Origin of the sequence: Pedobacter heparinus (genome assembly GCF_032678725.1) — a bacterium.
GTDB lineage: Bacteria > Bacteroidota > Bacteroidia > Sphingobacteriales > Sphingobacteriaceae > Pedobacter > Pedobacter heparinus_A.
In genome coordinates this window covers 119,810-144,902 of the sequence record NZ_JAVTSC010000010.1, presented here as the reverse complement: position 1 = coordinate 144,902, position 25,093 = coordinate 119,810, and the positions used below count along the sequence as shown (strand labels likewise).

Below are 25,093 nucleotides of genomic sequence, written 5' to 3'. Positions count from 1 at the left end.
ATGAAACAGTTTGAAACCAATGAAGAATTGATATACGCCCTGATCATCGATGATCTGGACGGATCAATTACACCCGAAAATAAGGAGCTCCTGGAACAATGGAGAGCAACAGGACCAGACCAGGAAAAAACGTACCAGGATTTTTTAAGTGTCCAGGTAAGTATGGATAAGCTGTACCATAAAAATGGGTACGACCCGCAGGTATCCTGGGATTCACTCGACAGTAAAATAACAAGGCAGGACAATGAATCCCTTCCAGCTGTTAAGCCTATGCGCAATCCGGGCCTGTGGTATAAGGTTGCAGCTGCGGTGCTCATTACCTGTGCATTGGGCTATTATTTTATAGACCAGTCCAGGTATGTGCTGATCTCGACAGCAGACAATGCTGCCATAACGCGTGTTGTGCTGCCCGACGGAACCGAGGTAAACCTGAATGCAGCAACAAAGATAAGGTACAGGAAGAATGATTTTGAAGAGAACAGGAAACTCGAACTGTTAACCGGTGAAGTGTTTATTCAGGTTACAAAGCATACCTCATCGCAGTTCAGGGTTGAATTAGGAGACATTGAGGCAGAGGATATAGGAACCAGTTTTAATGTGAATAGAAATGAGGAGAAAATAACCGTTGTTGTTGAAGAAGGAAAAGTAGCTTTAAAGCACCTGGATCTCCATCAGGAAATTTTGTTAACAGCTGGAAAGCAGGGGGTATACGATACCAAGAGAAAACACCTGCTTGCTGCCGATAATTTAAATGTCAATTATAAAGCCTGGCTGGATAAAGACTTTGTTTTTCAGGAGATCCCGGTAAGCCAGGTAGCTGAACAATTACAGCAGGCATACCAGTTTCCTATTGATATTAAAGGAGCCCGGTTGAAAGACCGGAAGTTAACCGCCAGGCTGCATTACCAGACGCTGGATAGTGCGCTCGCTGTAATTTCTGCATCCCTGCAATGCAAAGTAACCAAGGAGAAGGACACTTATGTTTTATCGGATAACTAAAAAACAGTTTTTTTTATTAGTTCTTTTTTTATGTTTAGTACCCCTGAAAAGCGTATTTGCCCAACAGAGAAAACTGCTTGAAACTCAGGTTACGATAAATCTGCCTGCAGATTCGCTGATAAAGAACCTGCTGAGGCTGGAACAGAAAACCAGGAGCAATTTTGCATTTGATCCCGATCAGCTCCGCTCCGTAAAAACACCTGCCCTGCACTTTGTACAAACTGCTTTAGGTACTGTACTTGAAAAAATACTATCAGGCACCAGGCTGGGATTTAGCCAGATTGGCAATGACATTGTAATTGCTCCCAGAAAAGAACTGACCTGGACCATCCACGGACATGTACGCGATAAATCAACGGGAGAAGAATTGATTGGCGCAACCCTGCAGATCGAGGCCCTGGAAGTCGGGGTAAATACCAACCAGTACGGTTTTTATTCCATTTCTGTTCCGGAAGGAGCGTATGTGATCCAGGTTTCTAATCCCGGCTATCAGAATTTTGAACAGCGGGTGATATTAAACGGAGACCGGCAGGAAGAAATAGAATTGTCGCTTAAAGAACGGCAGCTGGAAGAGGTGGTCATCAGACAATCTGTCCTAAGCCCCAATCCCATCTTGAGGAATGAATTGAACTTTGCCGCTAAACACCTGAACAATGCCACTTATTATGCCGGTGAGACTGATGTATTGAAAAGGCTGCAAATGGAAAATGGGATTAAAGCCCTAACCGAAGGTAGTTCGGGCCTGTTTGTAAGAGGGGGCAATGCCGATCAGAACCTGATCCTGCTGGATGAGGCCATAGTTTACAACCCTTCACATTTGTACGGCCTGGTTTCTGTTTTTAATGCAGATGCCGTTAACAGTCTGCAGGTTTACAGAGATTATATGCCGGCCAATTTTGGTGGCAGGCTTTCCTCTGTAATTGTAAACAGGATGGCAGAGGGGAACAGCAAAGAATTTCATGTAAACGGGGGGCTGAACCTGATGTCGGCACGAATAGCCGTTGAAGGGCCAATTGTGAAAGATAAAGGTTCATTTATTGTCGCTTACCGCCGCAGTTTGCTGGATGTTTTTCACAGTAAGTTTAAGCTGTTTAACCCAAATTCCGTCTATTACGACATCAATGCAAAGGCAAATTATAAGTTGGATAAAAGCAATAGCGTATTCTACTCTGTTTACCTGGGTAAAGATCACCTGCTTTCGGAAAATTCGTATACCAATGACTGGGGCAACTTAACCTCTACATTGCGCTGGAACCATATTTTTAATTCCAGGGTATTTTTGAATGTTTCGGCCATTTACAGCAATTACAGTAACCTGCTAGACCTGAATGCCGATACCTTATCGCAGAAAAGCCAGTGGAGTACCGGGGTAAAGGACCTTACGGTTAAGGCGGATTATACCTATTACCGGACCCCAGCCAACCAGATTAAATTCGGCCTTTCCAGCATTTATCATCAGTTCTCGCCTGGAGAGATGTTTAATCAGGAGGGTTTTGAGTTTAATATATCCAGGGATAAATCCTTTGAGTCTGCGCTTTATTATTCCCAGCAGATCTCTTTGAATAAATCATTTGAGCTGAACTATGGTTTAAGGCTCGGGTTTTTCAGGAATTCTGAAGAAAAAAGGAATATTTTTGACGAGCAGGGAAATCCGCTAAAGCAGTATGACCATGAATTTTTTGTGAAGCCCGAGCCAAGGCTGAACATCAGCTACCTGCCCTCGGTAAATCAACGTGTTTTCCTTACCTATAACCTCAATTACCAATACTTGCAACTGATCCAGAACAGTACCCTGGCTTTTTCTTCCCTTGAACCCTGGGTTCCCGCTTCAGCCATGATCAAACCCCAGCGCTCCAATCACTTTGCATTGGGCTACCGCTATTCGCCTGCCAACTACCTTTTTACCGCAAATGTTTATTATAAAAAGCTGGATAACCAGCTGGACCTGATCGGTCATGCACAGATCATCAGGAACCCCGAAGTAAGGAGCCAGTTGAGGGCGGGAACATCCAGTGCTTATGGCATGGAAGTGGAGCTGAACAAAACAGCAGGTAAATTTTCAGGAACCATGGCTTACAGTTATTCCAGGGCCTACCGGAAAATTGCAGATATCAATTTTGGGGAACGCTTTGTGGCCAATTATGACATCCCCCATGAGCTAAAGGTAAAGGCCCGGTACGAGTTTAACAATAGTTTTTCGTTCCAGTCGTTTTTTACCTATTCTACCGGACGGCCACTTACCCTCCCAGTAGGCTATTACCAGCATGATGGCTTAAATGTACCCATCTTCGAAGGCCGGAATACCTCCCGTTTCCCCGACTTTAGCCGCCTGGATATTTCCGCACAATATCGGCTGACCAGCCGTTTATCGGACAGCCGCAGCCTGCACCATACCATTTCAATTGGTGCTTATAATTTATATAACCGAAAAAACCCCTTATATTACCATTTAAATTCATCTTCGTTTGAACCAAAGAAGGGTACCGTTGAGTATGGATTTGGCTTTTATCCCTGGATAGCTTATAGTTTTAAAATTTAATATGAACTCTTTTAGGCTTAGTTTAATGGTGCTGATGTGTTTGCTGTCCCTTACTGGCTGCAATAAAAGTTCAATGGAAAATGATGCCTTTTTAAAACCCCGACGTATTTATGATCTGGCTGTTGAAGGCGGTTTCAATACCCAGGGCTCCGCACAGTACATCAGGCTCACCAAACCGGCACTTCATCCTGATTCGTTACCTTCGCCTATTGTAAAAGCATCAGTAGTGGTAAACGACAGCCGGGTAAATATTGTATTTAAAGAAACTTCACCAGGCATTTATATGGGGCTTAATAAGAGTGATCCCAACTATAACAAGGCATATACCCTGACAATTAAATACAATGATAAAACGTATACTGCAGTGGATACCTTAAGACAGGTCGTAAATATCGTAGACGATTTTTTACCCCTGTCTACGCGGTCCAAGGCCGATAAGGTCATCGAGGGAACCATTCCGAAGCATACATTCGGGTACCTTAATCCCAATAAATGGTTCATTTCTTACCTGGATATCCCAGCCTGGAACCCCGCTAAGTTTGATCAGACCAAATATTATAGCTATACACACCTTTTGGGCTCACCAAATTCGCTTTATCCGCTCAATAACCTGAAAAGGACGTTCAGTATTGGGCAGGATGATTTTATCACCATCTATAAAATCTCCCTCTCCGAAAATTATGCACGTTATTTGTATTCTGTATTTATGGAAACCGATTGGAGCGGACTGTTTTCAAGTGTACCGGTAAATGTAGCAGGCAATATTTCCGGGAATGCCCAGGGATATTTTTCTGTAAGTGACGTGGATGTCAGGAGATACAGAGCTAAAGAATTGTAAATTTGAACATTGTAGCCCTGCTTTTGTTATTATTTAATATCTCAATTGGATGACAGATCATAAACCCCGAAAATATAAAGCCTTGAAATGGACTGCCGGCATTTTAGCCGTGCTGTTGCTCATCGGTACAGGCGCCGGTTTGTACCTGAGCGCAAGATGGAAACCCATCTTATCGGAGAAATTAAAAGACGCAGTCAGCAACCGCAGTTACCACTTGTATAAGCTTGATTTTAAAGATATCAGTTTAAACCTGCTAACGGGGAGCGCTGCATTGCACGAAGTGTTGCTAAGCCCTGATACCGCTGTTTACAATCAAATGAAAACTGCAGGCCTGGCCCCTGCAAATATTTTCCAGGTAAAACTGAAAAAACTGCAATTGAGCAGGATCGCACTTTTAACCGCCTATTTTAAAAGAAAAATAGAAATGAATGCGATTATACTGGAAAACCCTTCCATCAACATGATCCATTACCAGGTGAAGCCCAGGCCCGAGCTGGAACAAGAAAAGCCTACATTGTATGAAATGATCTCCAACCGCGTACGGGCTATCGATGTTAAATCCATCAGGATCATTGATGCTGATTTTGATTACATCAACGGAGAAACATCAAAAAAAATGAACTCCGTTAAACACCTGAGTGTTCATGTGCAGCATTTTCTGGTCGATTCCCTGTCGCAGTTTGATACGACACGCTATTATTATGCAAAGGACATTGGTTTTGAATTAACCGGGTACCGCTCCCTGAGCAAGGATAAAATGTATACCATGAAAGTGGATTCCGTAAAAGGTTCAGTCGCAGCGCAAGCTATCGCGATTACAGGTTTTCAGATGATCCCCATGTACCCTGATCTTCAATTTTCCCGTAAGTACACTTATGGAAAAGACCGTTATGACCTGCTCTTCAATAAGATCAGCTTTACCGGTGTTGATTTTACCCGGCTTGACGATAAAGGGGAGCTTCATGTCAAAGCCCTGAAGATCGGCCCTGCAAAAGTGGATATTTTTGTGAACCGGGAATTGCCACCACCTCCGAATTTCGATAAAGTGAGAAATTTTCCGCATATCGCTTTAAAGCGGCTGCCGCTACCAACCCTCATCGATACGGTACTGTTAAAGAACATTGATCTGGCCTATACGGAGTACAATCCCATCAGCCAGAAGCGGGGTACTGTGTATTTTAAAAATCTTGGAGGCGATATGCTTAACCTGACCAATGATTCTGTACGGCTCGCTAAAAATAACCATGCAGTAGCTAACCTGCATGCCCTGGTCATGAAGACCAGCAAAATCGCCGTCCGGATCGATTTTAACCTGACAGATAAAAATGCTGCCTTTCATTATAAAGGAAATGTTGGGCCGATGAACATGAAAGTATTAAACCCTATGGCCAGGGATATGGGGCTGGTAGAAATTGAAAGCGGGCAGATGCAAAGTGCTGGTTTTGATATCTATGCAAATGCTAAAGGTTCTTCCGGCAGCGTAAACTTTCTTTACAGCAACCTGAAAATAAAATTACTGAAAGAAGGGGAAAACGGTGAGCCGGCCAAGAAAAAAGGATTGCTTTCTTTCCTCGCCAATAGTTTGCTGATCAAGAACGATAACCCTGCAAAGGGAGAAGCCCCGCGTACAGCGAAGGTTAATTTTCAAAGAACGCCTGCCGCTTCTTTCTTTAACCTGATGTGGAAAAGCTTTTTTGTGGGCATGCGTGAAATTGTCGGCATTGGTGTAGTGCCGGTAAAAACACCCGAAGAGGCCATGGAAAAAGTAAAGGACAAAAAACAGGAACGCAGGGAAAAAAGAGCGGAAAGAAAAAAGGAGAAAGCAAAGAAAGCTAGCCAATAAAAATGTATATTAGGCTAAACTACGTTATTGCCTATGACCTTGAAAGTCAGCAAAAAGTTCATGATCCTGAAATGGTTCGGCATCGCAACACTTTTTAGCGCCTTGCTGCTGGCGGGCATAACCTGGTACCTTAGCGTTAAGTTGAAGCCCATTCTTACTGCAGAAATAAAGGAACTGGTACTGGAATCAACCGATAGCCTGTACCGCATAGAGTTCAGCTCCATCCGCACCAATGTATTAACTGGTATATCTGCGCTTGAAGATGTAAAAATCAGTCCGGATACCACTATTTATCATAAACTGATTGCCTTAAAAAAGGCACCGAATAACCTTTACAAAATAAAACTTAAAAAACTTGCGGTCAGAAATTTTCATCCTTTCAGGATGTGGCGGCACAAGAAGCTGAACATAGACCTGCTGTTGTTTGATAACCCTTGCGTGGTGATGACCAACAGGCAGTTCGATTTTAATGAGGATAAACCTCCTTTTCCGAAACAATCACCTTATGACTACATTTCCAGGTACCTGAAGGAGTTGCGCATAAAGACGATAGAATTTAAAAATGCGAGTTTTAAGTACATCGATAACAATGCCTCAAAACCAGAAATAGACTCGGTAGCCAACCTGAACGTGACCTTGAAAGACTGGCTGATCGACCCTACCTCGGCTGACGATAAAAGCCGGCTTTATTTATTAAAGGACGTGGTGATCAACCTGAATAACTATCGTTTCGCCACACCAGACAGCCTGTATGACCTGAACCTGAACCAGCTGGATTTTTCGGCTTCATCCGGCAAGCTCAACATTAAAAGTTTTAACCTGACACCCCGTTATGAGGAGATGAAATTTGCCGACACTGCGGGTTACGCCAAAGACAGGTATAACATCCAGATGAGCAACATCAATTTATCGGGCATCAATTTACCGTTGTACATTTTAAAGCAGGAGCTTTTTGCGAAGGAAATGAACATTGCAAATGGAACTTTATCAGTATCGAGTAATAATGCATTCCCTAAAAAAGTAGAAGAAAAAACAGGACAATATCCGCATCAGTTGTTACAGAAATTAAATGCACAGCTCCATATTGAAAAATTAAACCTAACTAACGTGGACATCAGTTATGCAGAGTTTAATCCAAACAGCGGGCAGAAAGGCATCATTACCTTTGAACAAACCTCGGGCTCGGTTAGCAACGTAACCAATGTGGAAAAAGCAAAGGCAAAAAACCCATTGATGGTTGCAGGTTTAACTTCCAATATGATGGGTGCAGGGAAGCTGGATGTTAATTTTAAGTTTAACCTGGCGGCAAAAGATGGCTCCTTCTCTTATTCCGGAAGCCTGGGAAAAATGGATGGAAAGGTTTTAAACCGGATTACCAAGCCTCTGGGAATGGTTCGGGTAAACAGTGGCGATATCAGGAAACTGGAGTTTAACATTGAAGCTAACGATGAGCTGGCAAAGGGCCAGGTCAATTTTGCCTATAATGACCTTTCGGTGGCCCTACTTAAGCGGGTAAAAGGAGAGGATCGGCTGGTAAAAAAGGGACTGATGTCATTTTTAGCCAATGCACTGATCATCAATTCGGACAACCCAAATGCGGCGGGGGTATTTATCACTGCCCCTGTTAACCGTAAGCGGGTTAAGACCGCTTCATTTTTCAATTTCATTTGGAAAACCCTGTTCGAGGGGGTAAAATACAGTGTGGGCCTTACTCCTGAAAAAGAACAGAAAGTGAAGGATCAGATTGCCAAATTTGAAAAGATGAAAACAGACAGGGAAGAGCGGATCAAAAGGCGGGCTGAACGTTCAAAACGCAAAAAATAAAAAGGGCACCCGATGAGGGTGCCCTTTGCTATAAATTTCCTGGCTTTTCTGTATACATTAAACGATCCAGTTCCAGCCGAATTCGTCCGGAGCAAGACCGTAACGGATATCGTTCAGGGTTTTGGCGATGCCCGCAGAAATACTGCGGGTTGCGGGATCACTCAGCTGGTAAGTTTTACCCTGATAACCAATTTCTCCAATCGGGGTAACTGTTGCTGCGGTACCCGCTGCAAAAGCATCAGTAAGGCTTCCATTTTCAATACCTTCAATGATTTCCTTTACGCTGATGCGTCTTTCTTCTACCTCAATCCCGGCTTTTTTAGCCAGCTGGATAATGGTGTCACGGGTTACACCGTCCAAAACCGTACTTCTTACAGATGGGGTAACCAGTTTACCATTGATCACAAAGATCAGGTTTGCTGTTCCCGCTTCTTCAATGAACTCGTGAGTAGCCGAATCTGTCCAGATCAGCTGGTCAAACCCTTCTTTCTGCGCTTCTGCAAAAGGGTATAAGGAACGGGCATAGTTTCCGGCGGTTTTGGCATAGCCAACACCACCATCATCTGCACGGGTATATTCAGTCTCGATCTTTACTTTTAAAGCGCCGCTGTAATAAGGGCCTGTGGGCGTAGTTAATAACGCAAAAATATATTTGTCTGATGGCCTAACGCCCAGATACGGATCGGTAGCGAACATTACCGGGCGGATATATAAAGAGTAACCATCCTGTGCAGGTATCCATTTTTCATCAATTTCAATCAGCGCCGCAATCCCCTGCATAAAGATCTCTTTAGAGATCTCTGGCATAGACATCCGCACAGCGGATTTATTGAAACGTTCAAAGTTTTTTTCTGGTCTGAAAACACTGATTTTTCCATTTGCCTGACGATAGGCTTTCATCCCCTCAAAAATTGCCTGTCCGTAATGCAGTGCAGAAATTGCCGGGCTCATTGGAATAGGTCCGTAAGGAATGACCTGCAGGTTACCCCATGTTCCATTATCATATTCCGCAATAAACATATGGTCAGAAAATACCTTCCCAAATGGCAACTGAGAAAAATCAGTTACCGTAAGCCTGCTCTGTTCGGCCTTAGTGATCGTCATATCAAGTGTATCATTCATTGTAGTAATAATTACCTGCAGCAAATTTACGATAAATATCTATGTTGTAGGTAAGATGAGGGCAAATATTAATACAATACCCTGAATTTTATCGTGTGTTCAATTTTTTTCAAAGACTTGAACAGCTGCTTGTCGTATTGTGCGTTGATGTCGGTAATTACGTAGCCAATGCTAGGATTGGTCATCAAAAACTGGCCTACAATATTGATGTCATGCTTGGCGAAAATGGTATTTACCTTAGCCATAATGCCCGGCACATTTTTGTGAATGTGTATCAGGCGGTGCGATTTGTCGATCCTTGGCAGTTGCAGATTCGGGAAATTGCTGCTCAGGTAAGTGGTGCCGGTATTCATGAAATCGATCATCCTTTTGGGGATAAAATTCAGGTTTCTGGGGTTGTGCTTTACATCGTCAAACACCACTATGCCCTGTTCAGTACAGGTATTGATGTCCACTTTTCCTTTTGCATTGCCCAGGTAACCCAGCGTTTTTAGCTTTACTGCCCTTTTTAGTTTTTCCAGCTCCAGCTTTTCTCCATCGGCCAGCAGCATCATGTGCACATCAGCAACATATTTCTCTTCAAAAGTAGTTTTGTGGCGGATAGAAAAACCGTCTTTTTTAAGCAGTTCGATACTCTGCGCATCCACCTCACCAATAACCAGGCACAGGATCCTGTTTTTTGGATAGGATATCGCCCTTGGCAGGTTGTTTACATATAAAAACTCGTCAAAACTTGGGGTAACGTGATCGGCCTTGAGTACGATGCTTTCTCTCGAAATGTTTTCTGTAAAGGCGTAAAACTTCTTGATCAGGCCACTTTCCCGCAGCTGAAAATCAGAATAACCATCACCAATACCATAAAGGTCTCCTTCAAGATTCATCTGCTGCATCAGTTTTACTTTTCCACCTTCTTCACTCAGCGGATTGGAATGGTCATAATCTATAATTTTGCCATCTCCCGTAGTGACAAAGGTATTGGCATAAATGTTCTCTTTTTTGATGTGGTACTGGCTCACCACCGGGGTGATAAATTCCTTAAATCCTCCCGAAACAATCAAAACCTCGTCGGCATGCTTCTTAAAAAATGCCGCGTTACGTGAAAATGAAGCCGATACTTTTTTCTTTAAAACCTTTATCAGCTGCTTCAAATGGTCTTCACTGGCTTCCAGCAATTTTACCCTTTGGGCCAGACTTTCACCAAAAGAAAGCTTACCTTCCATAGCAAGGTTGGTATAATCTTCAATTTTCTGGAAAATAGCCTCTTTCTCAGGGTGTTTTTTCAGGGAAATACGGGCCAGCTCATCTAAAGCTTCAACTTGTGTAAAGGTGCTGTCAAAATCAATGATGTAAAAGTTCTTTTGCTTCATCCTTGTAGGAGTAATGGTATTTTTAGGTGGTGTTCAGGTTGTCAATAATTGGGTCAAAGATATAAAATTCAATATTGCCGTTTGCAGATTTCTTCAATACTTTGTTTCAGGGGTTTAAAGCTGATGTCTATTGCCTTTTTTATCTTTTCATTGCTGTACAAACTCTCGTTTAAACTGCTTCTGGCAGCGTCACTGGTTAATGAAGCCGGTTTCCCGGTAAATATGGAAGCCAGTTTGGCGGCCCTCCAGGCAATACCCAGCATCCAGGGTTTGGCCTCTTTTGCGGGTGCCTTTATCCCATAACCTTTGGCTATTTCGGCAAAAAACTGCTGGTAATGGTAATTTTCTGAGGATAGGATAAAACGCTCGGCTGTTTCGGTACTGTTCATTAAAGCGATCATACTTTTCGCTACATCTTCGACATCCACCAGGCCGGTAGCGCCCCTGGTGTAAAACGATAAGCCCTCTTTAACCAGTTTGAAAATCGCCCCGCTGCCTTCAAAGCCTGCAGCTGCACCTATGATGACCGAGGGATTTACGATTACCGCATCCAGGCCTTCTGCAATGCCCCGCCATACTTCCATTTCTCCTTCATATTTAGAAATGGCATAAGCATGCGCTTTCGCATCATATTCCCAAAAATCCTTCTCCGTAATCAGGGCGCCTTTTTTGGCATTGCCCAGGGCTGCCACCGAACTTACGTGCAGCAATCTTGTGCCAAATGCGGCACAAAGGTTTACGATGTTGCTGGTGCCCTCGATGTTGATGCGTAGAAGTTTTTGCTTGTCTTTAGGGTTGAAAGAAACCAGGGCTGCGCAATGGTACACCTGTTCAATTCCTTCAAAGGCATCTTCCAGCGCAGAAATGTTGTTGATATCGGCAATAACCCATTCCACAAGGGCATTATCTTTGATCAAATCAGGAACAACGGAAGCCTCCCGTTTCAATGCCCTGAGCTTTCTGCCTTGCCTGGTTAGCTGGTTTATCAATGTTGAGCCTAAAAAACCAGTGGCACCCGTAACCAATATCATTTCATCTGTTTTTTTTTTTGTTGCCATTTTTCAGATGGAGCTTACCATGTTTAAAAAAATTAAACACGGACGGTTCATTTTTTTTAGGATGTTCATTAAAATATGCGCTCAAAAATAGATATTTGATGGCATACATTTACATTACAATATGTCTTTATCAGATTTTTTTTCTCCGGTCAGTGCTGACAAATTTACGCCAAAACAGGGATTTTATACCAGTCAGCTAGGTTTAAAGGCAGGGTTTTTTACAGATAAGTTCCCTGATCTGGAAGATAAACAATACGATATTGCCATTTTTGGCGTGCAGGATGACAGGGCTGCAGTAAACAATGAGGGCTGCGCACTGGCCCCTGATTATTTCAGAAGCCAGTTTTACAGCTTAAATGAAGGCGCTTTCCATACCAGGATTGTTGACCTGGGTAACATCAGGGCAGGAGCATCTATTTCAGACACCTATGTTGCGGTTAAAACTGTTGTTTCTGAACTGATCAAACTTGGTATGCTGCCGGTAATTATTGGTGGCGGACAAGACCTTACCTATGCCCAGTACCTGGCTTATGAACACCTGGAGCAAAAGGTAGACCTGGTGGTAGTGGACAGCAAGTTCGACCTTGATGAGGAAGATGAGGAAGGGCTGGCCGCTAAATCTGATACCTATCTGAACAAGATCCTGCTGCACCAGCCCAATTACCTCTTCAATTTCAGTAATGTTGGCTATCAGACCTATTTTGTAAACCAGGACAGCCTGAAGGTAATGAGCAAACTCTATTTTGATGCGCACCGTTTGGGTGAATTTGCTGATGACATTACTTTAACCGAGCCCATCATCCGCAACGCGAGCATGATCAGCTTTGATATCGGGGCCATCCGCTCCTCAGATGCCGGTGCCAATGCGAATGCCAGCCCGAACGGTTTTTATGGTGAGCAGGCCTGTGCCATTACGCGTTATGCAGGAATGAGTGATAAGTTAAGCTCTATAGGTTTCTACGAATTCAATCCTGCATTTGATCAGAACGGGCAAACTGCCATGTTGCTGGCCCAGATGGTATGGTACTTTGTGGATGGTTATTATAACCGCAAGAAAGATTTTCCACTGAGCCCGAAATCGCAATACCTGATTTACAGGGCCAGCTTAAGCGATGGCTCTGCAGAAATGCTTTTTGTAAAGAGCAAAAAATCAGACCGCTGGTGGATGCAGGTGCCTTATCCAACAGGAATTTCCAAAAATGAACGCTATCACCTGGTGCCTTGCCGTTACGATGATTATACCACAGCTGTGAATGGTGAAATGCCCGATCTGTGGTGGCGTACCTTCCAAAAGCTTTTATAATATTACATTCCTCCCTGCGTTATAATTTGGGCAATTGGTACATTTGGAGCGGAATAACCATTTGTAAAAATTATTCTATAAAAAAAACGGAAATTATGAAGAAGATCATGCTGATCGTGTGCTGTTTGTTGCCTGTAGCTGTTATGGCACAGCGTAAGTTTACCATTAAAGGCAGGCTGAATAAGCTGGACAGTACAGCAAAAGCTTACCTTTATTATGCTGCAGGGGGTGAAAAAATAACTGATTCTACAAACATTATTGCTGGTAAGTTCGCCTTTTCCGCTGTACTGGATGAAATTACTCAGGCTACGATAAGCATACAACATGACAATGCCCCTGTTAAACCGGGTATTGCACCTGATCTGCTGGTCGTATTCCTGGAGCCGGGTAAAACGCTGAGCCTGAGGGCGGCAGGTGATTCTGTAAAATATGCCCTAGTCAAAGGATCTAAGGTAAATAGGGATAATGCAAAGTTCAAATCGCTTACTAAAGCTGTAAATGAGAAAAATATGGCTTTAATGAAGGAATATTACAGCAAATCTCCTGAGCAGCGTAACGATGAGGCTTACATGCAAACGGTAATGAGCCGGGATGCGGAAATCAGGGAAGAGATGGCTGCACTGAGCAAACAGTTCTATACTGCCAATCCTGATTCTTACATCAGCCTGCTGGTTTTTGGAAGTGTTATGAACGTCGATCGTGATCCTGAAGGTACCGAGGCTCAGTTCAATAATTTTTCATCCGCGGTAAAAGCTACAGAGATGGGTAAAGCGATTGCCCAGAAAATCAATGCGGGTAAAGTAAACGGGATCGGCCAGCTCGCCCTGGATTTTACGCAGAATGATGTCAATGATAAACCGGTTAAATTGTCTGATTTTCGTGGAAAATATGTATTGCTTGATTTCTGGGCGTCCTGGTGCGGACCGTGCCGTGCTGAAAACCCGAATGTGGTAAAAGCATATCAGACTTATAAAGACAAGAACTTTACCGTACTTGGTGTTTCCTTAGATCAGCCTGGAAAAAAAGCCGACTGGCTTGCCGCTATCGAGAAAGACGGTTTAACCTGGACACAGGTATCGGACCTGAAAGGCTGGGAAAATGCGGCTTCAAAAATGTACGGTATACGGGGTATCCCGGCAAATTACCTGATCGACCCTTCTGGTAAGATCATTGCTAAAAACGTGCGGGGCGAAGAATTGCAGCAAAAGCTTGCGGAAGTTTTGGGCTCAGGAGCGAGTAAATGAAAAATTATTGATCTGTTTTCGGGCTGCATTAATCCCGGTGAAGAACCGGGAAGAACGCTATGCCCTCTTCCAGACAATGAATTTTGTTTGTCGGGATTGGCCCCTTAAAATGGCGTTATGACACCCTGTTTGCCGGTGGATATATGCTTAACTTTAATTACGGATAAACCGGCGCAGCTGAATGGATTGGCTGCCTTTAAATTAAAAGCATATGGAAACGAAAACAGTTAGCAGCAAGATGCATTCCCTGGTGATCTTATACGACATGCATACGGATTTTTTTATCAGGGCTTTGGATGGGATTTCTGATGAAGATGCCCACAACCGTTTAAATACAAAGGCCAATCATGTGGCCTGGCTTACCGGAAGTCTGGTGCAGCAACGCTATGAAATGGCAAAGGATTTCGACATTAAACAGCAGCAAAGTGCAGATGAGTTGTTTAAAGACCATAAGGGCATTCAGGATGGAGTAAATTACCCTTCGCTGGAAGTCTTCAAAAAAGACTGGAAAAGCATCAGCCCCCTGTTGAGGGATGCGCTGGTCAATGCAACAGAAGAAAAGCTGAGTACGATGGTGGAGATGCCGGGCATGAAATACAGTCTGTACGAGTTCATTAATTTTTTAATCTACAGGGAAGCAAATTGCATTGGTCAGATTGCCTTATGGAGACGCTTACTGGGTTATGAGGCTTTAAAATATGAATAAAAAGGCAAAAGAGGGACCATACCTATGGTCCCTCTTTTGCCTTTTTTTATAGGAACAGCTGTTCCTTTGAAGAAACTTAGGAAATCAGATCGAAACCGATATCTTCCCTGAAATATTTCCCATCGAAATAGATGCGCGCAGCATCGGCTGTTGCCGATTGTAAAGCCTCAAACTGGCTGTCCTGTAAACTGGATACGGCAAGTACACGGCCACCGTTGGTTTTGATTACCCCGCCTTCCAGCGTGGTACCGGCGTGGAATACTAAAGATTGGCGTACATTTTCTATACCAGTAATGGTTTTGCCTTTTTCATAGTCACCTGGATAGCCACCCGCAACGATCATTACAGTGGCCGCATTTTTATCACTGATGTTTAATTTGTAATCTTTCAGTTTTTTCTTTGACGCAGCGATGAAAAGATCTACCAGGTCATTCTCCACCCTTGGGATCACGCTCTCCGTTTCCGGATCGCCCATGCGGCAGTTGTATTCGATGACCAATGGTTTTTCATTTACTTTGATCAGTCCGAAAAAGATGAAGCCTGTATAATCGATGTTGTCTTTCTTTAGGCCCTGGATCGTTGGGATAATGATGTCACGTTCTACTTCCGCTAAAAATGCTTTGCTGGCAAAAGGAACAGGAGATACCGAGCCCATGCCACCAGTGTTCAGTCCGGTATCGCCTTGCCCGATACGCTTGTAATCTTTCGCCTCTGGCAGAATCACATAGTTGTCACCGTCAGTAAGTACAAATACGGATAGCTCTATGCCACTTAAAAACTCTTCTACCACAACGGTTGTTCCGGCATCGCCAAATTTGCCGCTCAGCATCAGTTTAAGCTCTTCCTGTGCTTCGGCGGTCTGGTCTAAGATCAACACGCCTTTACCTGCTGCAAGTCCGTCTGCCTTTAACACAATAGGAAGTGCATGCGATGCCAGATAAGCCAGACCTTCTTCCAGTGTTTCTTTGGTAAAAGAACGGGAACCTGCAGTAGGGATGCCATGACGGGCCATAAACTGCTTCGAGAAATCTTTGCTGCCTTCCAGGATGGCGCCTTCTTTTTTAGGGCCGATAACTGGTATGCCGGCAAGTTCTTCGTCGCTGACAAAAAAATCGTGTATGCCGTTTACCAGAGGTTCTTCAGGGCCAACAACAACCAGTGTTATATTTTCTTTAAGTACCAGGGCTTTTACAGCCTCAAAGTTATTGGGATTAATGTTTACATTTTTGCCGTAAGCATTTGTACCGCCATTACCCGGTGCGATAAACAGTTGCGAGCATTGCGAAGATTGACTGATCTTCCAGGCAAAAGCACTTTCTCTGCCACCGGAACCTAATAGTAAAATGTTCATCTATGTTTGATTTCTTGTTTTGATTGTGGGATGGAATCTCCATCGTCAGCAAATATACCGCTTTAGCTAAATTATACACAGGAAAAATGACCATTCTCCTCTGCGGCTGCATAATAGTGAAAAATAACTGTTCTCTTCAGCGTCTGCATATTTTTAGTTTTTTCTGCTGAAAAAACTAAAAAGACGCTATGCCGCCTCAGAGAAGGTAATTTTTCTTTCAAGTGGGGGGCATCAGAGGAGGTAATCTTCTTTCCAGGGGATCTATTGTGGACGAATTTCAGTATAGGACAGTTGAAGAATGCACCGGTATTAGGCAGGCGTTGAGTAAGGGTTGGTAAGGCTAAAGGATATACCAAGGGTTAACCAACCCCTATCCAATACCCTACCAACCCCTAATCAACCTCGTGTGCACTATGGCTATCTTCAACTCAGGTCAGTGTCACAATGGCATAAAGACTTAAAACTGATATGATCATCCACAGGGCGGTTCCCTGGATCAAGGGGCCTGGACCTACACTTTTCAGGCTTTTAAAGGAGAGACTGGAGCCGATGAGAAATAAGGTTAAGCTTAAACCACCCTTAGCCAGGGTAGTCATGTGATGGCTGTTTTTTGAGATAAACGGAATATAGGTGCTGGCCAGCATCGCCAGTACAAACAGCATAATGAAATAGGGAAACTGTAATTGGTTTTTGCTGGTTTTGAAAAAATAAGCTGTGGCAATAGACACAGGGATGATCCAGAGCGCGCGGGCAAGTTTTACGGTTGTGGCAATTTGCAGTGCCTGATCGCCATATTTACTGGCTGCACCCACCACAGAGCTGGTATCGTGTATGGCGATGGCGCACCATAGTCCAAATTGCTGCTGTGTGAGGTGGAACCAGTGGCCGATAGCTGGAAAAAGAAATAAAGCAAGGGAGTTCAGGATAAAGACGGTGCCCAGGGCAACGGAAATCTGTTTTTCGCTGGCTTTCATAACGGGAGACAATGCGGCGATGGCACTTCCGCCACAGATGGCAGTGCCGGCAGAAATGAGTGAGGCGGTTTTAAAGTCTATTTTGAGTCGCCTGCCAATGAAGTAACCCAGGGTTAAAACCCCGAATATTGAAGCGATGGTAAATAGCAGGCCTTCTTTGCCGGCCTGGATAGCGCTGAATGCATTCATGCCAAAACCCAGACCAATAACGGATAGCTTAAGCAGGATGTGGGTAGCCTTTTGGCTGGATTGGGGATAAGGATGTGCTATTGATTGAGCCAGGACAATTCCGATCAATAAGGCAGTGGGTGCTGCGGAAATTAAGGCAAAGGCAGCGGCGGTTAAAAAAATAACTTTACGGACAATAAGATGGGTTTGCTGACTGTACATGATCATTGATGTATTTCTAATACAAAACTACCTGGTCAGAGCCGCCGATTCTTATTCCGGATGTTTATCAGTCATTACTTCAGGTTATAATGTAGTTTGGCAAAGCGCATTAGTTTCTCTGATAACGGGTCTGGTTGACCCTGAAGGTGAATGAAATAGAAACTTCTGGTTATGCTAAGTCCTTTAACATCGATCACCCTGAGCTCGCCGTTCATCAGCTCTTTGTTAATGGAATGTATGGATAAAAAGGCGATAGCTGCGGAGTGCATCAGGTAAGATTTGATGCTTTCTGTATTGCCCAGTTGAATTTCGACCGGGAGGTCTGCTATTTTAAGGTCCACCGTTCTTAAGGCATGGTCGATCACCTGCCTGGTGCCCGATCCCTGTTCGCGTACCACGAATTGATGATTGCCGAGTGTGTGCGGATCAATTTCTGCTGTTTTGGCTAATGCATGATTTTTATTGCAGACCAGTACGATCTCATCCTGTATAAAATCAGAATAGCTGATCTCCTGGTTTTTAGAACGGCCTTCTACAATGCCCAGCTCAATTTCTTTAGCTATCAATGCTTTTTCCATCTGTTCGGTGTTCCCGGTAACCAGTTTCAATTCGATTTCATTAAATTTCTTTTTGAAACCTGCAAGAATAGGCGCAATGAGGTATTGCGAGATGGTGGTGCTGGCACCAAGATGCAGCAAGCCTTTGTGTTTTTGGAGCAGGGCGTTCATGTCAAAATCTATGGCCCTGTAAGTGCTAAGGAGCGCTTCGGTATGGTTCAACAAAACCTGGCCCGCAGGGGTAAGCTGTATCTTGTTTCCATTGCGGTCGAACAGTTTGCTGTTGTATTGCTGTTCCAGTTCGCGGATGTGTTTGGTAACAGCGGGCTGGCTGATGTATAATTCTTCGGCGGCTTTGGTAAAGCTGAGTCTTTTGGCTACCGTATAAAAAACATTTAAGCGAAAGTCGGCCATAGGTATTTGGGTTTTTACAGCAATTTAAGGGCAATATCTGCAATATTTATGCTAATTGTAAGGTTTCTTCTCAGAATTTAACGGCCCTGGATTTCTTTATGTAAAAGATTAAATTTAGCTTTGGCCTCTTTAGTATTGCATGTTAAAAGATTTTTGCAGCCAAAAATGAGACATATTGTTACCTTATCGTTAGTTTTTTTTAGTCTGACCCACCTTGCAAAGGCGGAGCGGATGGAAAGCCTGCGCGAGGTGACGAAGTACTGCAACACGCAGCAGTTGGATAAGAAAACTGCCGCTGTCCGGCTCATGCAGCCAGATGACCAGCATCATCCTTTCTTTTTGTCTTACAGTGCATTGACCGCTATAGGTTTATTGCCAGAGAAAGGTATCGAGAAACATAGGATCAATAACTATGTGATTGTCGACCTCACCATAAAGGAGCAGACAAAGAACAACAGCCCTTAAAGCTTCCATCTTACAAATAGACCCGGTATAGCATACCAACCGCAACTGCCATTGTGGCTTATATAGCCATGTGGCCTGGTTGTTGTAATTTCATCATTTTTATTAAGAATATAAACACAATAATAGTATATGTTAGGATTTTTAACCAAGGTATTTGGAAGCAAATCAGAAAGAGATATCAAGGCTTTACAGCCTATAGTTGTCAAGATAAACCAGGAATACGAGAAGTTAGCTGCATTGAGCAATGACGAGCTGCGTAATAAAACAGTATATTTTAAAGATGTTATCGCTAAAGCGTTAGCCGATATTGACGCTAAGATCAGCGGGCTGAAAGCCGATGGCGAAAGCCAGAGCTTATCCCTGCCGGAAAAAACAGCTTTATATGATCAGATTGATGCTTTGATCAAAGATCGGGACAAGGAACTGGAAGCAGTTTTACAGGAGATTTTGCCACAGGCTTTTGCCGTGGTGAAGGAAACTTCGAGACGTTTTTCTGAAAACGAAAGCCTGGAAGTTACGGCAACAGCTTTTGACCGTGATTATGCGGCACGTAAGAAAAATGTAGAGATCAAAGGTGACAAGGCTTACTGGGCCAATCGCTGGGAAGCTGCCGGGGTAGAAGTGTTGTGGAACATGGTACACTATGACGTACAGCTGATCGGTGGTATGGTATTACACAGCGGTAAAATTGCCGAAATGGCTACAGGTGAGGGTAAAACATTGGTGAGTACCTTGCCTGCTTACCTGAACGCTTTGGCCGGACAGGGGGTGCACATTGTAACGGTGAACGACTACCTGGCCAGACGTGACTCGGAATGGAACGGACCGTTATTTGAGTTCCATGGCATTTCTGTGGATTGTATTGATAAACATGAGCCAAACTCCCAGGAGCGCAGAGATGCTTACCTGGCCGATATTACTTATGGTACCAATAATGAGTTTGGTTTCGATTACCTGCGTGACAACATGTCGCAGACCCCTGACCAGCTGGTACAGCGCAAATTGCATTTTGCGATGGTGGATGAGGTCGATTCGGTTTTAATTGATGATGCCCGTACCCCATTGATCATTTCAGGGCCGGTCCCTTTTGGAGATCAGCATGAATTCCATGAATTGAAACCAAGGATTGAACGTTTGGTGACCGCGCAGAAAGACTATGTGAGCAGGGCTTTAAATGAAGCCAAAAAACTGATCAACGATGGTAAGGCAGGAACAGAAGAAGGCGAAGGCGGTTTGGCCTTATTGCGTGCACACCGTGGCTTGCCTAAAAACAAGGCCCTGATCAAGTTTTTAAGTGAGGGCAGCGTAAAGCAGACCTTATTGAAAACGGAAAACCATTATATGGCAGATCAGTCGAAAAATATGCCTAAGGTGGATGCAGAGTTGTTTTTCTATATCGATGAAAAAAATAACCAGGTCGAGCTGACAGAGAAAGGTATTGAGCTGATCACCAAATCGGGTGAAGATCCGCATTTCTTTGTGTTGCCTGATGTGGGTACTGAGATTGCTGATATTGAAAAATCAGCCTTGAGCAGTGAAGAAAAGATTGCGCAGAAAGATGCACTGATGCGTGACTATTCGATCAAAGCGGAACGCATCCACTCTGTGAACCAGTTGCTGAAAGCTTATACCTTATTTGAGATTGATGTGGAGTACATCATTGATGAAGGAAAGATCAAGATTGTAGATGAGCAGACGGGCCGTATCATGGATGGCCGCCGTTATTCGGATGGCTTACACCAGGCGATCGAGGCTAAGGAAAATGTAAAAGTGGAGGATGCTTCGCAGACTTATGCTACAGTTACTTTACAGAACTTTTTCAGGATGTACCACAAGCTGTGTGGTATGACGGGTACCGCGACTACTGAAGCGGGTGAGTTCTGGTCCATCTATAAACTGGATGTGGTAGAAATTCCGACCAACAGGGTGATCACGAGGAAAGACCAGCAGGATTATGTATACCGGACCATCCGTGAAAAATACAATGCGGTAGCAGAAGAGATCGTATCCCTGACGCAGGCCGGAAGACCGGTACTGGTGGGTACAACTTCAGTAGAGATCTCGGAATTGCTGAGCAGGATGCTGAAACTGCGCGGGATCAAGCACAACGTACTGAATGCGAAGATGCACCAGAAAGAAGCGGATATTGTGGCGGAAGCCGGACAGGCAGGCCAGGTAACCATTGCCACCAATATGGCAGGTCGTGGTACGGATATTAAATTGGGCCCTGGTGTGAAAGAAGCCGGAGGTCTGGCCATTGTAGGTACGGAGCGTCATGAGTCTCGCCGGGTAGACAGGCAGCTGCGCGGTCGTGCAGGTCGTCAGGGTGATCCGGGTTCTTCTCAGTTTTTCGTGTCGCTGGAGGATAACCTGATGCGTTTGTTTGGATCGGAAAGGATCTCTAACATCATGGTGAAAATGGGTATCGAGGATGGGGAGGTGATCCAGCATTCGATGATCACCAAATCCATTGAGCGTGCCCAGAAAAAAGTAGAAGAGAACAACTTTGGTATCCGTAAGCGTTTGCTGGAATACGATGATGTGATGAACTCCCAGCGTTCTGTGATCTATGCCAAACGGAGAAACGCCTTGTTTGGCGACCGTCTGGATGTGGACATGAGCAATATGGTGTTTGATGTTGCCGAAGATATTGTTACAGAATACAAGGAAGAAGGCAATTACGAAGGCTTTAAGCTGGAAGTGATCAAGAATTTCTCGGCTGATACGGCAATTGATGAAGCGGAATTTACTTCGAAGGGCATTCATCATTTAACCGATAAACTGTTTGAAGAAGTGACGGCATTTTATGCCAGGAAATCGGATGCCATTGTGGCACAGGCAATGCCGGTACTGAACCAGGTATATGCAGAGCGTGGTGCGCAGATTGAACAGATTGTGGTGCCGTTTACAGATGGCCTGCGTAGCATCCAGGTGCCTGTCGGCTTGAAAAAAGCGATAGACAATGGTGGCCGTGAGATCAATAAATCATTTGAGAAAACAATAGTGCTGGCCCTGATCGATGAATCCTGGAAAGAGCATTTGCGGGAGATGGACGAGTTGAAGCAATCGGTACAGAATGCGGTTTATGAGCAGAAAGATCCGCTGATCATTTATAAAATGGAAGCCTTTAACCTGTTTAAGAACATGCTCAATGCGGTAAACAAAGAGGTGGTCAGTTTCTTATATAAAGGTGGGATTCCGGTACAAACGGACCCTAACGATGTAAGGGAAGCTCAGGCACCCAGACCAGCACCGAGCCGGTTAAAAATGTCTAAACCGGAGTTCGGTCAACAAAGCAGCAGTGCGGATGTGATGGAGGATACACGTGAACTTGCACCTCAGCAACCCATCCGTAAAGAGGTAAATGTAGGCAGAAATGAGCCTTGTCCATGCGGCAGCGGCAAGAAATTTAAAAATTGTCATGGCGCAGGATTGTAATTTGTAATAAACATATAGAATGCCGAGTTTTGTAAAAAATTCGGCATTCTTTTTTTTACCCTTTCATGAAGAAGTTATTAACTGTTGTATGGTGTTGTTGTTCTGCTGTTGCATTTGCCCAGAAAAAGGGGATGGTATCAGTAATAAAAGACCCTATGATAGACAGTTTAATTGCCAAACGTATTGAACTGAGTACAAAAGCTGCGGTTAGCCCTGCGGTAAGTACAGGAAAACCGGGTACAGCCATTGTATCACAAATGGGCTACCGGGTACAGGTTTTTTACGGATCGGACAGGCGGGAGGTTTTTAATGAACAGAGCAAGTTTAATTCCAGCTTCCCGGAATACAATACCTACATTACTTATAAGCAACCAAATTATTATTTACGGGTTGGCGATTTCAGAACGCGGCTGGAAGCCCAGCGGTTTCTGAATGAGCTCAAACCAATTTTCCCTACTTTATTTATTTTCAGGGAAAAGATTAATGCACCTAATTTAGAACCACAGCAATGATAACCAAAGACAAGATCCAGGCACTTTCCGGTAATATATTTGAGCAGATTGTTGGCTACCGCCAGCATTTACACGCCAATCCGGAACTTTCTTTTAAGGAATACCAGACTTCTGCTTTTATAAAAGGCATCTTAACTGAATGGGGCATCCCTTTTACCGAGATGGCGGATACGGGAGTGGTGGGGCTGATCCAGGGAGGACAACCTTCAGATAAGGTTATTGCCCTGCGGGCGGATATGGATGCTTTACCGATTATGGAAGCCAATGTGAAGCCTTATACTTCAAAAAATCCGGGTGTGATGCACGCCTGCGGACATGATGTGCACAGTTCTTCTTTGCTGGGTACGGCTTATATTTTAAATCATTTAAAAGCAGAGTTTGGGGGTACGGTAAAACTGATATTCCAGCCTGCTGAGGAAATTTTGCCAGGCGGGGCAAGCATTATGATCAGGGAGGGTGTGCTGGAAAATCCAAAGCCACAGCATATTATCGGGCAGCATGTGATGCCCCTGATTGATGCAGGCAAGGTGGGCTTCCGTTCGGGCATTTATATGGCTTCTACAGATGAACTTTATGTAACGGTGCGTGGTAAGGGCGGGCATGGTGCGCAGCCGCATCAGAATATCGATCCTGTACTGATCACTTCACACATCATTGTGGCTTTGCAGCAGATTGTAAGCAGGAATGCAGATCCGCGTTTGCCTTCGGTACTTTCCTTTGGAAAGGTTATTGCCAATGGGGCTACGAACATCATTCCAAATGAGGTGAAGCTGGAAGGTACCTTCAGGACATTGAACGAGGACTGGCGTAAGGAAGCCAAGCGCCTGATGAAAAAGATGGCCGAAGGTATTGCGGAAAGCATGGGTGGAAGCTGTGAGTTTACCATTATGGATGGTTATCCTTACCTGATCAATGAAGAAAAGCTAACGGCAAATACGCGTGCTTTTGCAGAAGATTACCTGGGCAGGGAAAATGTACTTGACCTGGACATCTGGATGGCAGCCGAGGATTTTGCCTATTATTCGCAGGTTACAGATGCCTGCTTTTATCGTTTGGGTACGGGCAGTAAAGAAAAAGACACCTGTTACTCGGTGCATACACCTAATTTTGATATTGATGAAGATGCCCTGAAGGTATCGACGGGCTTAATGGCTTATGTGGCCTTGAAGCAGCTGGGCAATTAAGTTAATTTTAATGAGGAAGACGGTAAGCTTGCTGATCCTGTTGCTGCTGTTTTTGAATGGCTTTACACAGGAGATCCAACGTTTTAATCCCGATACGATCAGGACCATTCAACTGGATTCGACGGTAAACATCAGGGCACAGAGATTTGGGGTGGAAACCTTTATCAATGCAATTATTACGGATAAAAGCTTTTACCAGGCCTTCCGGAATATGAAACGTTATAACTTTATTGCCGAGAACCGCATTTATACCTATAACAAAAAAAACAAAGTAGAGGGCAGGATTTACCGGAAGATCAGGCACCATAATGCAGGGCCGGACAAAATGGTTTTCCTGGCCAGGCAGGATACCGGAAAGGTGTATAAGAAGAATGGCAAATATCAGCTTTATACCATTGAGATGTTCGATTACATCTTTATGAATGCCTATAAGACGGACTTTGTGAAGGAGGGCGAAATGACTGCAGGAAAAGCCGGGGATAGCAACGAGAGCTATAAGGATAAACTAAAAACCTTAATTTTTGCACCGGGAAGGCCGATTAAGGGTTTGCCTTTTATTGGCAGTAAGACCCAGATATTTACCGCAAACATGCGCCAGTATTACGACTATGCTTACCATAGTGGCACTTACCTGGATTCCATACCTGTTTACCGGTTTAAAGTTACGGTGAAGAAGGACCTGAGTAACGGCACCAAAGATGGCCTGATGATCAAAGAGCTGACCACCATTTTTGATAAGCGTAATTTCGAGATCCTGGGTCGTTATGTGGATATGAAATACAGCAATATGCTGTTTGATTTTAATGTGCAGATGAATATTGAAACCAGCTATTTCGGGGAAGACAAACTACCTACAAAGATCAGTTATCAGGGAAACTGGGATTATCCGTTTAAGAAAGAGGAGCGGGCCAGCTTTCTGATTGTGCATAAAGACTATCAGCTTGAAAAGGGCAAGTAATTTTTTA

General features: G+C 44.0%; 19 protein-coding genes. 13 read left to right on the top strand and 6 right to left on the bottom strand.

Going from position 1 to position 25,093, the window contains the following annotated elements:
* From R2Q85_RS15860 to R2Q85_RS15840, 5 genes are read left to right on the top strand one after another with little or no spacing between them, the layout of a single operon-like run.
* Positions 1 to 999: a FecR family protein gene (locus R2Q85_RS15860; RefSeq protein WP_316812782.1), complete on the top strand. Its 999-nt coding sequence runs from the start codon at positions 1 to 3 to the stop codon at positions 997 to 999.
* The gene (locus R2Q85_RS15855) at positions 980 to 3,538 is read left to right on the top strand and encodes a TonB-dependent receptor (RefSeq protein ID WP_316812781.1); all 2,559 of its coding nucleotides are present in this window, start codon (positions 980 to 982) and stop codon (positions 3,536 to 3,538) included. The genes R2Q85_RS15860 and R2Q85_RS15855 overlap by 20 nt, the downstream gene beginning before the upstream one ends.
* A gap of 1 nt (position 3,539) precedes the next feature.
* Positions 3,540 to 4,376, top strand: coding sequence for a hypothetical protein (locus R2Q85_RS15850; protein ID WP_316812780.1), 837 nt, complete (start codon positions 3,540 to 3,542; stop codon positions 4,374 to 4,376).
* 49 nt (positions 4,377 to 4,425) lie between these two features.
* Entirely contained in the window at positions 4,426 to 6,219 is a 1,794-nt protein-coding gene (locus R2Q85_RS15845; RefSeq protein ID WP_316812779.1) for a hypothetical protein, read from the top strand.
* Positions 6,220 to 6,252: 33 nt separating this feature from the next.
* Positions 6,253 to 8,043, top strand: a complete 1,791-nt coding sequence (locus R2Q85_RS15840) for a hypothetical protein (RefSeq protein WP_316812778.1) — start codon at positions 6,253 to 6,255, stop codon at positions 8,041 to 8,043.
* Between the two features lie 57 nt (positions 8,044 to 8,100).
* Here the strand turns inward: R2Q85_RS15840 and R2Q85_RS15835 are convergent, their stop codons facing one another.
* The 3 genes from R2Q85_RS15835 to R2Q85_RS15825 form a co-directional block, all read right to left on the bottom strand.
* Positions 8,101 to 9,165: a branched-chain amino acid aminotransferase gene (locus R2Q85_RS15835; RefSeq protein ID WP_316812777.1), complete on the bottom strand. Its 1,065-nt coding sequence runs from the start codon at positions 9,163 to 9,165 to the stop codon at positions 8,101 to 8,103.
* Between the two features lie 68 nt (positions 9,166 to 9,233).
* Entirely contained in the window at positions 9,234 to 10,532 is a 1,299-nt protein-coding gene (locus tag R2Q85_RS15830; protein ID WP_316812776.1) for an HAD-IB family phosphatase, read from the bottom strand.
* A gap of 68 nt (positions 10,533 to 10,600) precedes the next feature.
* The gene (locus tag R2Q85_RS15825) at positions 10,601 to 11,590 is read right to left on the bottom strand and encodes an NAD-dependent epimerase/dehydratase family protein (protein ID WP_316812775.1); all 990 of its coding nucleotides are present in this window, start codon (positions 11,588 to 11,590) and stop codon (positions 10,601 to 10,603) included.
* Positions 11,591 to 11,711: 121 nt separating this feature from the next.
* Here R2Q85_RS15825 and R2Q85_RS15820 point away from each other — a divergent pair, with 121 nt between their 5' ends.
* From R2Q85_RS15820 to R2Q85_RS15810, 3 genes are all read left to right on the top strand, one after another.
* Positions 11,712 to 12,893, top strand: a complete 1,182-nt coding sequence (locus R2Q85_RS15820; protein WP_316812774.1) for a formimidoylglutamase — start codon at positions 11,712 to 11,714, stop codon at positions 12,891 to 12,893.
* A gap of 95 nt (positions 12,894 to 12,988) precedes the next feature.
* Positions 12,989 to 14,137 carry a TlpA disulfide reductase family protein gene (locus R2Q85_RS15815; protein ID WP_316812773.1) on the top strand — a complete coding sequence of 383 codons (1,149 nt, stop codon included), beginning with the start codon at positions 12,989 to 12,991 and terminating at the stop codon, positions 14,135 to 14,137.
* Positions 14,138 to 14,348: 211 nt separating this feature from the next.
* A complete protein-coding gene (locus tag R2Q85_RS15810) occupies positions 14,349 to 14,843 on the top strand; it encodes a DinB family protein (RefSeq protein WP_316812772.1) in 495 nt (164 codons plus the stop codon).
* Positions 14,844 to 14,919: 76 nt separating this feature from the next.
* On the opposite strand, the gene purD is transcribed toward R2Q85_RS15810, so the two are convergent.
* From purD to R2Q85_RS15795, 3 genes are all read right to left on the bottom strand, one after another.
* Positions 14,920 to 16,194: a phosphoribosylamine--glycine ligase gene (gene purD, locus R2Q85_RS15805; protein WP_316812771.1), complete on the bottom strand. Its 1,275-nt coding sequence runs from the start codon at positions 16,192 to 16,194 to the stop codon at positions 14,920 to 14,922.
* A gap of 428 nt (positions 16,195 to 16,622) precedes the next feature.
* Complete coding sequence (locus R2Q85_RS15800; RefSeq protein WP_316812770.1) at positions 16,623 to 17,564, bottom strand: YeiH family protein; 942 nt, start codon at positions 17,562 to 17,564, stop codon at positions 16,623 to 16,625.
* Between the two features lie 68 nt (positions 17,565 to 17,632).
* Positions 17,633 to 18,529, bottom strand: coding sequence for a LysR family transcriptional regulator (locus R2Q85_RS15795; RefSeq protein WP_316812769.1), 897 nt, complete (start codon positions 18,527 to 18,529; stop codon positions 17,633 to 17,635).
* A gap of 165 nt (positions 18,530 to 18,694) precedes the next feature.
* On the opposite strand from R2Q85_RS15795, the gene R2Q85_RS15790 reads away from it, so the two are divergent.
* The 5 genes from R2Q85_RS15790 (at position 18,695) to R2Q85_RS15770 (ending at position 25,086) form a co-directional block, all read left to right on the top strand.
* Positions 18,695 to 18,994, top strand: coding sequence for a hypothetical protein (locus tag R2Q85_RS15790; RefSeq protein WP_316812768.1), 300 nt, complete (start codon positions 18,695 to 18,697; stop codon positions 18,992 to 18,994).
* 129 nt (positions 18,995 to 19,123) lie between these two features.
* Complete coding sequence (secA, locus tag R2Q85_RS15785; protein ID WP_316812767.1) at positions 19,124 to 22,432, top strand: preprotein translocase subunit SecA; 3,309 nt, start codon at positions 19,124 to 19,126, stop codon at positions 22,430 to 22,432.
* Between the two features lie 65 nt (positions 22,433 to 22,497).
* Positions 22,498 to 22,944, top strand: a complete 447-nt coding sequence (locus R2Q85_RS15780) for an SPOR domain-containing protein (RefSeq protein WP_316812766.1) — start codon at positions 22,498 to 22,500, stop codon at positions 22,942 to 22,944.
* Positions 22,941 to 24,128, top strand: coding sequence for a M20 family metallopeptidase (locus R2Q85_RS15775; protein ID WP_316812765.1), 1,188 nt, complete (start codon positions 22,941 to 22,943; stop codon positions 24,126 to 24,128). The genes R2Q85_RS15780 and R2Q85_RS15775 overlap by 4 nt, the downstream gene beginning before the upstream one ends.
* A gap of 10 nt (positions 24,129 to 24,138) precedes the next feature.
* A complete protein-coding gene (locus R2Q85_RS15770; RefSeq protein WP_316812764.1) occupies positions 24,139 to 25,086 on the top strand; it encodes a hypothetical protein in 948 nt (315 codons plus the stop codon).
* The last annotated feature ends 7 nt before the right edge of the window (positions 25,087 to 25,093 follow it).

Bases quoted from the DNA above. Each gene is read 5' to 3' on its own strand.
- R2Q85_RS15815 (WP_316812773.1), top strand. From the start codon at position 12,989: ATGAAGAAGATCATGCTGATCGTGTGCTGTTTGTTGCCTGTAGCTGTT.
- R2Q85_RS15770 (WP_316812764.1), top strand. From the start codon at position 24,139: ATGAGGAAGACGGTAAGCTTGCTGATCCTGTTGCTGCTGTTTTTGAAT.
- R2Q85_RS15780 (WP_316812766.1), top strand. From the start codon at position 22,498: ATGAAGAAGTTATTAACTGTTGTATGGTGTTGTTGTTCTGCTGTTGCA.
- R2Q85_RS15835 (WP_316812777.1), bottom strand. From the start codon at position 9,165: ATGAATGATACACTTGATATGACGATCACTAAGGCCGAACAGAGCAGG.
- R2Q85_RS15850 (WP_316812780.1), top strand. From the start codon at position 3,540: ATGAACTCTTTTAGGCTTAGTTTAATGGTGCTGATGTGTTTGCTGTCC.
- R2Q85_RS15830 (WP_316812776.1), bottom strand. From the start codon at position 10,532: ATGAAGCAAAAGAACTTTTACATCATTGATTTTGACAGCACCTTTACA.
- R2Q85_RS15860 (WP_316812782.1), top strand. From the start codon at position 1: ATGAAACAGTTTGAAACCAATGAAGAATTGATATACGCCCTGATCATC.
- R2Q85_RS15810 (WP_316812772.1), top strand. From the start codon at position 14,349: ATGGAAACGAAAACAGTTAGCAGCAAGATGCATTCCCTGGTGATCTTA.
- purD (WP_316812771.1), bottom strand. From the start codon at position 16,194: ATGAACATTTTACTATTAGGTTCCGGTGGCAGAGAAAGTGCTTTTGCC.
- R2Q85_RS15800 (WP_316812770.1), bottom strand. From the start codon at position 17,564: ATGATCATGTACAGTCAGCAAACCCATCTTATTGTCCGTAAAGTTATT.
- R2Q85_RS15795 (WP_316812769.1), bottom strand. From the start codon at position 18,529: ATGGCCGACTTTCGCTTAAATGTTTTTTATACGGTAGCCAAAAGACTC.
- secA (WP_316812767.1), top strand. From the start codon at position 19,124: ATGTTAGGATTTTTAACCAAGGTATTTGGAAGCAAATCAGAAAGAGAT.
- R2Q85_RS15820 (WP_316812774.1), top strand. From the start codon at position 11,712: ATGTCTTTATCAGATTTTTTTTCTCCGGTCAGTGCTGACAAATTTACG.
- R2Q85_RS15775 (WP_316812765.1), top strand. From the start codon at position 22,941: ATGATAACCAAAGACAAGATCCAGGCACTTTCCGGTAATATATTTGAG.
- R2Q85_RS15790 (WP_316812768.1), top strand. From the start codon at position 18,695: ATGAGACATATTGTTACCTTATCGTTAGTTTTTTTTAGTCTGACCCAC.
- R2Q85_RS15840 (WP_316812778.1), top strand. From the start codon at position 6,253: ATGACCTTGAAAGTCAGCAAAAAGTTCATGATCCTGAAATGGTTCGGC.
- R2Q85_RS15825 (WP_316812775.1), bottom strand. From the start codon at position 11,590: ATGGCAACAAAAAAAAAAACAGATGAAATGATATTGGTTACGGGTGCC.
- R2Q85_RS15845 (WP_316812779.1), top strand. From the start codon at position 4,426: ATGACAGATCATAAACCCCGAAAATATAAAGCCTTGAAATGGACTGCC.
- R2Q85_RS15855 (WP_316812781.1), top strand. From the start codon at position 980: ATGTTTTATCGGATAACTAAAAAACAGTTTTTTTTATTAGTTCTTTTT.